Origin of the sequence: Chitinophaga sp. Cy-1792 (assembly GCF_011752935.1) — a bacterium.
Lineage (GTDB): Bacteria > Bacteroidota > Bacteroidia > Chitinophagales > Chitinophagaceae > Chitinophaga.
In genome coordinates this window covers 2,545,003-2,557,442 of record NZ_VWWO01000001.1, presented here as the reverse complement: position 1 = coordinate 2,557,442, position 12,440 = coordinate 2,545,003, and the positions used below count along the sequence as shown (strand labels likewise).

Annotated in this window: 10 protein-coding genes; all 10 read left to right on the top strand. The window is 45.8% G+C overall.

Features of this window, described 5'->3' with window-relative positions; all coding sequences use genetic code 11:
- Positions 1-77 precede the first annotated feature (77 nt).
- The 10 genes from F3J22_RS10430 (at position 78) to F3J22_RS10385 (ending at position 12,435) form a co-directional block, all read left to right on the top strand.
- On the top strand, positions 78-386 hold the full coding sequence (locus tag F3J22_RS10430; protein ID WP_167016820.1) for a helix-turn-helix domain-containing protein: 309 nt from the start codon (positions 78-80) through the stop codon (positions 384-386).
- A 168-nt stretch (positions 387-554) separates the two neighbouring features.
- A complete protein-coding gene (locus tag F3J22_RS10425; protein ID WP_167016818.1) occupies positions 555-1,706 on the top strand; it encodes a FecR family protein in 1,152 nt (383 codons plus the stop codon).
- 173 nt (positions 1,707-1,879) lie between these two features.
- Entirely contained in the window at positions 1,880-5,200 is a 3,321-nt protein-coding gene (locus F3J22_RS10420) for a TonB-dependent receptor (RefSeq protein WP_167016816.1), read from the top strand.
- Between the two features lie 10 nt (positions 5,201-5,210).
- Positions 5,211-6,830 (top strand): RagB/SusD family nutrient uptake outer membrane protein, encoded by a 1,620-nt coding sequence (locus tag F3J22_RS10415; protein WP_167016814.1) that lies wholly within the window; start codon positions 5,211-5,213, stop codon positions 6,828-6,830.
- Between the two features lie 253 nt (positions 6,831-7,083).
- Positions 7,084-7,851 (top strand): metallophosphoesterase, encoded by a 768-nt coding sequence (locus F3J22_RS10410; RefSeq protein ID WP_167016812.1) that lies wholly within the window; start codon positions 7,084-7,086, stop codon positions 7,849-7,851.
- A gap of 89 nt (positions 7,852-7,940) precedes the next feature.
- Positions 7,941-8,297, top strand: a complete 357-nt coding sequence (locus F3J22_RS10405) for a hypothetical protein (protein WP_167016811.1) — start codon at positions 7,941-7,943, stop codon at positions 8,295-8,297.
- A 75-nt stretch (positions 8,298-8,372) separates the two neighbouring features.
- The gene (locus F3J22_RS10400; RefSeq protein ID WP_167016810.1) at positions 8,373-8,825 is read left to right on the top strand and encodes a DUF3347 domain-containing protein; all 453 of its coding nucleotides are present in this window, start codon (positions 8,373-8,375) and stop codon (positions 8,823-8,825) included.
- 121 nt (positions 8,826-8,946) lie between these two features.
- Positions 8,947-11,133 carry a multicopper oxidase domain-containing protein gene (locus tag F3J22_RS10395; RefSeq protein ID WP_240155034.1) on the top strand — a complete coding sequence of 729 codons (2,187 nt, stop codon included), beginning with the start codon at positions 8,947-8,949 and terminating at the stop codon, positions 11,131-11,133.
- Positions 11,134-11,231: 98 nt separating this feature from the next.
- The gene (locus tag F3J22_RS10390; RefSeq protein WP_167016808.1) at positions 11,232-11,678 is read left to right on the top strand and encodes an AAA family ATPase; all 447 of its coding nucleotides are present in this window, start codon (positions 11,232-11,234) and stop codon (positions 11,676-11,678) included.
- A complete protein-coding gene (locus F3J22_RS10385) occupies positions 11,668-12,435 on the top strand; it encodes a tRNA(His) guanylyltransferase Thg1 family protein (RefSeq protein ID WP_167016807.1) in 768 nt (255 codons plus the stop codon). The genes F3J22_RS10390 and F3J22_RS10385 overlap by 11 nt, the downstream gene beginning before the upstream one ends.
- The last annotated feature ends 5 nt before the right edge of the window (positions 12,436-12,440 follow it).

Sequence of the window (12,440 nt, the reverse complement as noted above, 5' to 3'; positions counted from 1 at the left end):
TTCACTTTAGGTAAACTTTTAAATATATTTGATAAGTGAGTTTAATGAATATCCAGCATTGAAAATTAAGTGTGAATATGAAAAAGAAAAAGACTAATCTAACCACCCTTGATGCATTTGTAGATAAACACCATGGTAAACGAGGTTCTAAAAAACGCGAGGAATTTGAAGCCGGATATGAAGTATTCAAACTTGGATCTCTATTACAAGAGGTAAGGCTTGCCAGAGGTTTAACGCAAGAAGAATTAGGAGCCAGAGTAGGAAAAAACAAATCTTATATATCTAAAATTGAAAATGATATAAAAGAAATCAGGCTTTCTACTTTACAGGAAATAGTTGAAATCGGATTAGGGGGTAAAATCAGGCTATCTATTTATTTTAATTGATTTACAATCAATTAGAATCGGAAGAAAAAAAGCTTCTCAATTTAAGATGAAGCTTTTTTTCTATTTCTGTCATTACCACACTATATTTTTTTAAATAATTTTTCTGCCGATACCCCCCCGATTTTTTTATCCCGTTGTATCTATTATTAAATAACTGTAGTTCATCTCTTGGAAAACAATTCAGAAAAACTCAGACGAATACTTCAATCGGCCCACAGAACGCCGGAAGAAGAAAAATGGCTGCAAACGTATCTCGAATCCGGCGACATACATGCGCTGAAGGAACTTGCTGTCAGGGAGTTTGAGCAAGAGATGAACCACGGAGCACCATTGCCGGCGGAGACTTCCGCCAGCATCTGGGAGGCTATACAGCAGCGTACACACGTTCCTGTTATCCCTATCACCACCCGTCGTAAGTATACCTATGTATGGTGGGCTGCAGCAGCTATTGGTGCGCTTTGTATTGCCTGGCCTGTATTTCATCAGCAGCAGTCAAAACATATGGCCCCGGCCATCGTCAATATCAGTCCTGCCGCCAATAAAGCAGTGCTGACGCTGGCAGATGGTTCTACAGTAACATTGAGTGATACCGGGAGTCAGGTGATCAGTACCGGCAGCACACGCATCAGGCAAAGCCATGGCGCGCTGGAATATAATGGTGAAGGCAAAGACAACGCCATCGCCTATAATGTTCTTACAACGCCCAAAGGCGGCCTGTTCCAGGTAGCCCTGCCCGATGGCAGCCATGTATGGCTAAACGCTGCCTCCTCATTGAAATACCCGACTACGTTTAAGGATAAACGAATAGTGGAACTTACAGGACAAGCCTACTTTGAAATCGCTGCCGATGCCAGTATGCCATTCATCGTGAAATCGGGCGACATGGACGTGCAGGTGCTTGGTACCAGCTTTGATATCATGGCTTATGCAGATGAAGCCAGCATCAACACCACGTTGATACAGGGCGCCGTAGTGGTGAAATCCGGCGGGAAGCAATATCCGCTGAAACCAGGCCAGCAATCTGTACGGAATAATGACACTAAAGCACTGGATGTAACTGCTGCCAATATAGAGCAGGTACTATCCTGGAGAAATGGGCATTTCGAGCTGGAAAACACAGACCTGCCCGCCTTTCTGCGACAGTTGTCCAGGTGGTACGACATAGAAATTGAAAGCAGTCCGGCCATGAATACCAATAAAAGGTTCGGTGGGCAAATCGGGAGAGATATGGGCCTGAATGAAGTATTGAAAGTGCTGGAGCTCTATGATATTCATTGTAAACTCGAAGGAAGAAAATTAACGGTCCTCTCAGTAAAATAAATCAGAAAATAACAGATACAGTCAACCAAAACATCGAAATCTAAGCCTGACTTTCACTGATACAATTTGTGAGCATTACTATCATTTTGTTTACTGTTTAAAACTTGCAATCGAATGAAAATTATTTATCCATCTTAATATCAACTATAGTCTTCACCAAATTCCACTGATGTATGTTTCAGAATTTCACCGCAGGACGCCCGGTACAACCGGAGCTTCCAGGCCTGCTATTGCCCGGACATTCCTCTCCGGGAGGCAGATATGAAAAACGCAGAAAATTTCAGCGAATGATGCGAATTACCACCTTATTGATGCTGTTTGCATTGATGAATGTTTATGCAACCGGCGCTTCACAAAACATTACACTGACAGCTAAAAATGAGCAGTTAAAAACTGTATTGAAAAAAATTGCCAGACAAGCCGGCGTTTATATCGTGTATGAAGAACAGGAGCTGAATACATTGGCACCTGTAACGATAGAAGTAAAGGAAGTACCGCTAAAACAGGCGCTGGACCAATGTTTCAGGAACCAGCCACTGATGTATGACATCGTCGACAAAACCGTGGTGGTAAAAAAGAAAATGGCTGCCACCCCCTCCTTCGCCTCTCCTGCTGCGCCCCAACAGGAAAAAACTGTGCGCATTCTGGGGCGTGTTCTGGAAGCCAAAGATCCTCCCGGACCTTTGATGGGCGCCAACATTGCCGTTAAAGGAACTTCTAAAGGGGTAACCTCCGATATCGATGGCGTATTTGAACTCCACGTTGCCAAAGGAAGTACCCTGATGATCTCTATGATCGGCTATAAACCACAGGAATACCTTGTTGCCGACGAGCAGGCCAACCTGATCATCTCCTTAAAGGAAGACCTGAAAATGCTGGACCAGGTAGTAGTTACCGGCTTTGGTACACAACGTGTAAAAAATATAGCCAGCTCCGTTAGTACGGTGAACATGGAAAACGTGAGAAACAAACCGGTTACACAGTTATCTCAGGCACTACAGGGCGGTTCTACCGGTATCCAGGTATCACAAACCACCGGTGTAGTGGGAGAAGACAAAGCGAATATCCGTATACGCGGCGTGGCAACGATGTTAGATGCGTCACCGCTGGTACTGGTAGACGGTGTTCCTTTCGACATGAACAACCTCGATCCCAACACTGTTGAAAGCATTACGGTACTGAAAGATGCGGCCGCAGCTTCCATGTATGGCGCCAGAGCCGCCAACGGTGTAATCCTCATCACCACCAAACGTGGTGTGGCAGGGGTTCCCAACATCGAATACAATGGGTATTATGGTATGCAGTCGCCACAATACATTCCTGACTTCGTGGATGCAGCTACGTGGATGCGTATGAACAACGAAGCCATGGCTAACTCAGGTGGTAACCCAATCTATTCTGATTCCACCATTATGATGACCGCCTCCGGTAAAGACCCCGTGAAATATCCCAACACCAACTGGACCGACCTGGTACTCCGGAAAGCAATTCCTATCCAGCAACATTCCATACTGGTTTCTGGTGGTAATACCGCCGCCAGGTTTGCATTGGCCATCAACCAGACTTTACAGCAGGGACACGTGAAAAACTCCGATTTTTCCCGAACCACCGTTCGCGGAAATACCACGGTAGACCTGACAAAAAAGTTCTTCATCTACATGGACCTCTTTGCTTCCAGGAGTCAGCAGATAGAACCTTATGCCAACAAAAGACTAACAAAAGATATCTATACACGCATTTACACGGTACCACCTAATATCATTTCCAAATATCCTGACAGAGCGGACAACCCAGGTTATACCTATTACGGCTCCTATGGTGAAAGCTGGAACCCGGTAGCGATGCTTGAAAAGGGAGGCCGTAACAGTAAAACACGCGATGAAGCCTTACTCAATATCCGCCCGCAATGGAATATCCTTCCGGGACTTACGCTGAAAGGACAAGCCAGCTACCGCATCACCGGAGGTATTGACAAGGCAGACCAGGAATCCTACATCTTCTTTGACTACTATACCAACCGTACTGCAGGCGTTAACTATCCTACTGTGAAATCCGCTGCACTTACGGCAAGAGAAAGTTATCTCTACCTTGGTGGTAATCTCGATTACTCCCATGATTTCGGGAAACACAATGTAAACGCCATCGCGGGTTATACACAGGAACTGAGAACGTATGACTCCTGGAAAGATGTAGCGCTCCGCTCCGTTTTCGGGAAAGCATTCTATTCCTATGATCAGCGCTACCTGCTGGAAGCCGGTATCAGAAGAGACGGGTCTTCCCTCTTTGGCATAGGCCATAAATGGGGCATCTTCCCATCCATGGCACTGGGATGGAATATAGATAAAGAGAAATTTTTCAATGTCAATTTCGTAGATGCGTGGAAGTTAAGAGGAAGCTGGGGTATACTTGGTAATAACAACATAGACCCTTATCTGTACCAGACAACCATTGACGCCACCAACGGTACAGAAACCGTGATAGGCAACCCCGATATTACGTGGGAAAAGACAAAAGAGCTCAATTTCGGAACGGATATCAATTTGAAAAAAGGCTTCAGTGTTACTGCCGAATGGTACGACAAAGTAACCTCTGATATGATCATCACCCCTAACCCCGGCTACACCGGTGCAACGGGAATTGGCAAAGATAACAAAGGCGCACCACTCAACGTAGGCAGCGTAAGGATCCGTGGTGCAGAACTAAAAATCAACTATCACAAACTCATTAATCGTGATCTCAGTTTTGATGCCGGCATCGGTTATTCAAAAACTAAAAGCAGGATATTGCATCTCATCGGTGGCGACCAGCCTATCATCAGTGGCAATACCATCATGTATGTTGGTGGGGCGCTGAAAGAATACTATGGTTATGCCACACAAGGCCTCTTGCAGGCTGCAGATATCGCAGATAATAAAGTCATGAAGCTGACCGGTCAGCAGGCCGGAGATATTCACTTCGTCAATACCAATGGTGATACCCTCATCAACAATAGTGACAGGGTACCGCTGGGAAATACCGAACCAACGGATATCTTCTTCCTTAATCTTGGTTTCCGTTACAAAGGCTTTGATTTTGCGACGTTATTTTCAGGCGAAGCGGGTTCTCCGCTGTTCTATACCGGCAACCTCTCTATCCCGTTGAATATAGGTAGTGAGAGCGGTACACCGCAGAAATCCCAGCTCGATTACTGGACGCCGACGCATACCAATGCTACCAGACCTCGCCTGACACCTACACCAGGAACAAATGGCAACTTCTCTGATTTCTGGCGTGTAAACGGAACGTTTGTCCGTGTACGTTATATCACAATGGGCTATACGCTGCCTTCCGAAATGACAAGAAGAATCAGGGCAAAAATGTTGCGCATTTACTTCAATGCACAGAATCCATTCACCTTCTCTGCCGTGAAGCTGCTCGACCCTGAAAGTGGAGGCGACCAGAATACCGTGCCATTGTTGAAATCCTATACGCTGGGTATTAATCTGAAATTCTAAAACGGACTACATGAACAAGCTGCATAAATCCATAATTACCTCGCTGATGGCTAGTTCCATGCTATTCAGCTGCTCAAAGGATTATCTCACACGAGATAATCCAACCGCCACCACGGATGCTAAATGGTGGCGGTTGGAAACCGATCTTTATAATAACCTGGAAGTGATATATGTTAACCAGATGTCGCCGGGGCCATTACTCACTTCTGCTACCTATCAGGCTAATTGCCGTATGCACATGTCTGGCATCACGGATGAATCGGTATTCAGGGCCAACTTCGGCAGCTGGAGTGCGTATCCGCAGGGAGCTGTCACTGCATCAGATGGTTATCTCTCCGACACCTACCGCCAGAATTACATAGACATACGTAATGCCTGTCGCATCCTGGAGAATTATTCCCGGGTGTATATGGAGAATACTACCGTGAAAGAACAGCGTGCTGCGGAAGCCAGGGCATTACGTGCCAGGGCACACCTTAACCTGTTCCTGTTCTTCGGTCCTATTCCTATTGTAGATAAAAGCCAGGACCCTACCGCACAGGCCATTAAGCGCAATACCCAGGAGGAGGTCGTGAATTTTATTACCACCGAACTGGATAAAGCAGCGGATATACTGCCGGCTACCTATTCTTCTACAGATGCCTATCGTATGTCCAAGGGAGCCTGTTATGCGATGCAGGTGCAACTATACCTCAGTTTGAAGAATTATGCCAAAGTGATTGAATATGCAAAGAAACTGATGGCATTAGGTGTATATGACTTACACTATTCTACCAAAGCGGGTGTCAATAGCTATGCACAGCTGTTTAGCTATGACGCACTGGAAAATAAAGAGCGCATTATTTTCAGGCGTACCGGCTGTTCCGGCGCCTTCTTCCGGCTGGCACCGAAAAGTCTTTCCGGCCAGGCCTGTAACGGCCCTACCGCCGCTATGGTAAATACTTATGAAACCAAGCAGGGAAAGACCTTACAGGAACTGGGACAGGATAGTCTGATGGTATACTGGAAAAACCCGCTATATAAAAACAACCGCGATCCGCGACTGGAAGCCAGCGTTTTAGTACCAGGCCAGACATTTGTCAATCGCTTACTGGACCCATTCTCTGCCGGATCTACTGATCCGATCGGAGCGGCACAATCAACGCAGACAGGCTTCTGGGTGAAAAAATATGTGGACCCTGCAGATGTTTCCAGGAATAATGCCGGCACCATGAATTTCATGATCACCAGGTATGCAGAGATATTATTAAGTTATGTAGAAGCATTGGTAGAATCAGGCGACTGGCAGAACCCGGATGTGGTCTTATATCTTAACAAAATCAGAAACCGTGCAGGAATGCCGAATGTAGATGTAAGTATCTACAATACGCAGGATAAAATACGTGAATTATACCGGAGAGAAAGAAAAGTAGAACTGGCATTTGAGGGTACCCGGATATTTGATATCAGGAGATGGCAGATAGGACCAGACGTATTATCCGGCCCTACGATGGGCGCCATCAATCCCGGTACCGGCCAGCCGGTAGTAGTGGAAACCAGGATTTTTAATCCTAAAAGGGATTATCTCTGGCCTATACCACTGCAGGAACTGAACGCTAATAACCTGATGCTCCAGAATCCAAACTGGTAATCAATAATATTTAAACAGTATACTAAACAAGAGCCAACGGCCTTTCTACCAGTTTCGTTTGTTACCCCAGGTTTGCGAGAGCCGCCCATGTTCGGGCGGCTTTATTTTTTGTGTGAACAAATAGTTATCCTTACTTAGCTTAACATTGACATTAAGTAGGGTGCTTACATTTAGATAACAGAAGAACCTTACACCAATCGGTATTTAAAACCCTCATCATTTATGACACCTTCACTATTAAACCATCTTTATTATGCCTACCAGAACCTTTGTAATAGGGGATATTCATGGTGCATTACTGGCACTTAAGCAATTACTCCTCTCTTTGTCGCTGCAGCCTTCAGATACTTTAATTTTCCTGGGCGATTATGTTGACGGCTGGCCGGACAGCGTCGAAACCATTAGCTTCCTGATACAATTATCCAAAAAACAGCCCTGTATTTTTCTCCGTGGTAACCACGACCTGTATTGCGAGCAATGGCTCAACACCGGTACTCCAGATCCCTCCTGGCTCCAGAACAAAGGCCATCAAACACTTAATAGTTACCAATCATTCTCTCCAGACATCCGCCGGCAGCACCTGCACTTCTTCCAGGATTTATTAAATTTTTATGTAGATGACCAACATCGGTTATTTGTGCATGGCGGCTACGTTTCCGAGCAAGGTCCGGTATACGACAACGCCAACAACCTATGCTGGGATCGCAGTCTGTGGGAACAAACCCTGGCAGCATTTAAAAGGCAGGAAGCCAGTGGTCCGGCCAGGCTCCGGCTATTCAGCGAGATCTATATCGGGCATACCCAAACGGTAGCATCAGGGAGCGAACGCCCCATGCACCTTTATAACCTCTGGAATGTGGACACCGGTGCCAAAAGCGGGCTGTCCGTCTCCGCATTACAGCTGGAAGATCACAGCATTCATCAGAGTCACCACGTGCGCTGGCATTATCCGGGATCGGCCAAACTGAAGGCGCAGCCAGGCGTCGTATTTAACCTGGCCAGCTACCTGAATCCCCGGTAATCATCTTACCAAAATTATATAAATCATACCCTGAATTATATAAACAGCAGCACAATAGCCTGGCATATCTTTGGGATGTTAATTCAACTATGAAACGAAGCATTACCATAAAAGCATTGAGCCTGTTGCTGATCTTCAGCATCCATATCCTGACAGGGTTTACCTGTGCCGCGATCATGCAGGTGAAAGCGCAGACAAGCCACCATCACGGCCATCAGCATTGCTGCTCCGAAGATATGGTGAAGTTCAGTCTGCTGGACAAAATGGTAGATGCCAGTTTACACGTGGCCGCAACACCGGGCCATATTACACCTACCTTCACAGACCATCCCGAATTTAGCCAGGCCCCCGCCCTGCTGGAAACCGGACAACGATATTTAACCAACCATACCAGACAATTACCCGTTAAAGACATCCGGATAGTGATCAGAAGTTTTCAGATTTGATGTTGATACACCCGTTAATCTCTTACTATTCTACCCATTTTTTTATCAACATAAAATTTCAAAAACTTACACTATATGAAAAAAGTATTTCTTGCAATGGCAGCACTGTTCCAGCTTTCAACAGCATTTGCACAGGATAAATCCGGATTACTGACACATTACTACGAAGTAAAAGATGCACTGGTGAGTGGCAACAGCAATGCCGCGGCTACCGCAGCTACCGCGCTGATCACTGCTGCTGGCAACAGCACTGACAAAGCAGTACAGGCCTCTAAAGACAAACTGGTAGCCGATGCACAGCAAATTGCCTCCGGTAAAGACCTCGCACAGCAACGTGAGCAGTTCAAACAGTTATCTGCCGACATGTACACGCTGGCAAAAACTACCAAACTCTCCGAGCAGCCTGTTTATCAGCAGTATTGCCCAATGAAAAAAGCCTCCTGGCTGAGTAGCAGCAATGCCATCAAAAATCCTTACTTCGGCAGTCAGATGCTTACCTGCGGTAAAGTTGCCGACACCATCCAATAATTTTTTCTTCAACATTTTAGCAGGTGAACGGGTTGTATAGCTGTTCACCTGTTAAATCCTGCCCCTTCAGGCAATATCTATTTTCATCTTTATGAAACAGTTTTTGTTATATATAACCCTTATGGTTATTGGAAGTCAGGCTATAGCCCAGGCACCCAAAACGATAAGATACGATCTGTACGTAGGCGACACCATGGTTACCTATTCCGGTAGAATGGGACATGCACTGGCCATCAACGGCACTATTCCGGGCCCCACCCTCGAATTCACAGAAGGCGACACCGCGCTGATATATGTTCATAACACGCTAAAAGAAGAGACCTCCATTCACTGGCATGGCATTATTCTTCCCAATGAACAGGACGGGGTTTCGTACCTCACCACCAGTCCTATCAAGGCCGGACAAACACATGAATTTAAATTTCCTATTGTTCAACACGGCACCTACTGGTACCACAGTCATACGATGTTCCAGGAACAAAGCGGTATGTATGGCGCATTGATATTTCATCCGCGGAAAAAAGCAGCTATCCCCGAAAAAGTATTGCTGTTAAGTGACTGGACAGATATGCACCCCCACCAGGTAAACCGGTACCTGCATAATGCCAACGACTGGTTTGCCATCAAAAAAGGTTCTACACAAAGTTATACAGAGGCGATCCGTCAAAAACATTTTGGCACCAAAGTTACCAATGAATGGAAACGCATGAATGCCATGGATGTGAGTGATGTGTATTATGAGAAATTCCTGGCCAATGGCCGGCTGGCAGATAGTATGCCCCAGCTCAGGGCCGGAAGCAAGGTAAGACTGCGTATCATCAACGGAAGCTCCAGCACCTATTTCTGGCTGCAGTATTCCGGCGGCAAAATCACCGTTGTTGCCAACGATGGCGCCGATGTGGAACCCGTGGAAGTAGACAGGCTGATAGTAGGCGTATCCGAAACGTACGACATCATAGTAACCGTGCCCAAAGACATGAAGTACCAGCTGCTGGCTACAGCAGAAGACCGTACCGGCGCTACCGGTCTCTGGCTGGGAAGTGGCATGGAAATGCCCATGCAGCCCATGCCTAAGCTGAAATATTTCGAAGGCATGAAGATGATGAATGACATGATGAAGATGAATGGCGACCTGGATACCAGCACCGGTATGCAGATGAGTAACCAGACCATGGATATGAACACCGTCATGTACCCTGAGATTACCGGCGATGACAAACCCGCTGCCAAAGCGGAAAGTACAGCACCCGGCGGACACGCAGGCCATGATATGGGCGATATGAACATGGGCGGTGGTGATATCGTTACACTGAACTATGGCATGCTGCGCGCACCGGAGAAAACCACGCTTCCTGCCAATGCACCGGTAAAGGAACTGAAGTTCGAGCTTACCGGTAATATGAACCGCTATGTATGGAGTATCAATAACAAAACCGTTTCAGAAGCGGATAAAATACTGATCAAACGTGGTGAAAACGTGCGTATCATTCTCTTCAACAACACCATGATGCGCCATCCGATGCACCTTCATGGGCATTTCTTCCGGGTATTGAATGGCCAGGGTGATTATTCTCCGCTGAAAACCGTGCTGGATATCATGCCCATGGAAGTAGATACTATTGAATTTGCGGCCACAGAGAGTGGCGACTGGTTCTTCCATTGCCATATCCTGTACCATATGATGAGTGGAATGGGCAGGGTATTCAGTTATGAAGATTCTCCCCCAAACCCTCAGATTCCTGATCCGGTGAAGTCTTTCAGGATGATCAAGCGTGATGACCGCATGTTACACTTTATGGGCCGTGTAGGCCTGGAAAGCAATGGCAGCGACGGGGAGCTGATGCTGGCCAACACCCGTTACCGCCTTACCACCGAATGGCGTGTAGGCCTTAACGATAGACATGGCTATGAAAGTGAGAGTCATTTCGGAAGGTATATAGGTAAGATGCAGTGGCTGTTTCCGTATATAGGCTGGGATGTACGTTATCGTAAGATGAATGATACAGAAAAAAATCTCTTTGGTCAGCAGAATACCAAAGATTTCCGCCAGGTATTTCATGTCGGCTTACAATACACATTACCGATGCTGATTGTGGCGGATGCTTCTCTGGATACGGAAGGCAGGCTGCGTGTACAGTTAAGCCGGGAAGATGTGCCTATATCCAGGCGTTTGCGCTTCAATTTCATGGTGAATACCGATTATGAGTATATGGCAGGCTTCCGGTATATTGTCACCAAAAATCTGGCTATATCTACCCATTACGACAGTGATATGGGATTTGGAGCTGGTATAACGTTGAGCTATTAATATATTTCCAGGGATTCATGGATTTCCGAAGCAAAATGAGAGGGCCTCTGTGGGGCACTCTCATTTTGCTTCAAGAAAAAAAACTATATTCATCCCTTATGGAAGCAATCATATTCTGTGGTATACAGGCTACCGGTAAATCTACCTTTTACCAGCAACACTTTTTCAACAGTCATGTAAGAATCTCGCTGGACCTGCTTTCCACGAGGAACAGGGAAAACCTGTTCCTGGATGCCTGCTTTAATAGTTTCAAAGCTTTTGTGGTAGATAATACCAATACGACCATGGCAGAACGGAACAAATATATTCTTCTGGCAAAAGAAAATAAGTACAGGATAAAATGTTATTATTTTAAATCTGAACTGGAAAAATCCCTGCAGCGCAATAGCCTGAGAACCGGAAAGGCGCTTATTCCCGAAAAAGGTGTGCTGGCGGCCTACAAACGACTGCAGATACCCACCTATGAAGAAGGATTTGATGAGCTGTATTATGTATCTATTCAGGATAACCAATTTGTAATTAAAAACTGGGAACATGAAATTTGATGAACTGGATGGGAAGATGCGCAGCTTTGAGACCCACCACGACAGAGCCGTTATGCCTGAAATGTATGTAGTAGCGCGCATAGATGGACGTGGATTTACCAGGCTAACCAAAGAGAAACATGATTTTGAAAAGCCTTTCGATGAAAGGTTTCATGACTATATGCTGACCACCGTACAGCATCTGATGAATTGCGGTTTTAATATCGTGTACGGCTATACGCAGAGCGATGAAATATCATTGTTATTTCATCTGAATGAAAATGCCTTTAGCCGGAAGGAGCGTAAATGGAATTCTATCCTGGCGGGAGAAGCCAGTGCTAAATTTTCCCTGTTACTGGGCGACCTGGCCAGCTTTGACTGCCGGTTGTGTGAATTTCCCAACAGCGGTCTGGTAACAGATTATTTCCGCTGGCGTAATGAAGATGCCCACCGGAATGCGCTGAGTGCACATTGTTACTGGCTATTGCGAAAGCAAGGCAACTCAGCCACGGAGGCCACACAGCGCATCAACAGGTTCAATACCGCCGATAAAAACGAACTTCTGTTTAGTAACGGCATCAATTACAACGACTTGCCAGCCTGGCAGAAAAGAGGCTCAGGCATTTACTGGAAAGACGAGGAAATCAATGGTTTCAATCCCGTTACACAGCAAACGGTGAATACTATCAGGAAGAAATTATATATTAATAAAAATCTGCCATTCAGCGAAGAATACAGTAAATTAATAAATAATATTATAGAGATTTCTGGGAGATAGCAGCC

What these genes read in the sequence shown, in the direction of transcription:
- F3J22_RS10430 (WP_167016820.1), top strand. Translation starts at nt 78, where the DNA reads ATGAAAAAGAAAAAGACTAATCTAACCACCCTTGATGCATTTGTAGAT.
- F3J22_RS10420 (WP_167016816.1), top strand. Translation starts at nt 1,880, where the DNA reads ATGTTTCAGAATTTCACCGCAGGACGCCCGGTACAACCGGAGCTTCCA.
- F3J22_RS10415 (WP_167016814.1), top strand. Translation starts at nt 5,211, where the DNA reads ATGAACAAGCTGCATAAATCCATAATTACCTCGCTGATGGCTAGTTCC.
- F3J22_RS10410 (WP_167016812.1), top strand. Translation starts at nt 7,084, where the DNA reads ATGCCTACCAGAACCTTTGTAATAGGGGATATTCATGGTGCATTACTG.
- F3J22_RS10405 (WP_167016811.1), top strand. Translation starts at nt 7,941, where the DNA reads ATGAAACGAAGCATTACCATAAAAGCATTGAGCCTGTTGCTGATCTTC.
- F3J22_RS10400 (WP_167016810.1), top strand. Translation starts at nt 8,373, where the DNA reads ATGAAAAAAGTATTTCTTGCAATGGCAGCACTGTTCCAGCTTTCAACA.
- F3J22_RS10395 (WP_240155034.1), top strand. Translation starts at nt 8,947, where the DNA reads ATGGTTATTGGAAGTCAGGCTATAGCCCAGGCACCCAAAACGATAAGA.
- F3J22_RS10390 (WP_167016808.1), top strand. Translation starts at nt 11,232, where the DNA reads ATGGAAGCAATCATATTCTGTGGTATACAGGCTACCGGTAAATCTACC.
- F3J22_RS10385 (WP_167016807.1), top strand. Translation starts at nt 11,668, where the DNA reads ATGAAATTTGATGAACTGGATGGGAAGATGCGCAGCTTTGAGACCCAC.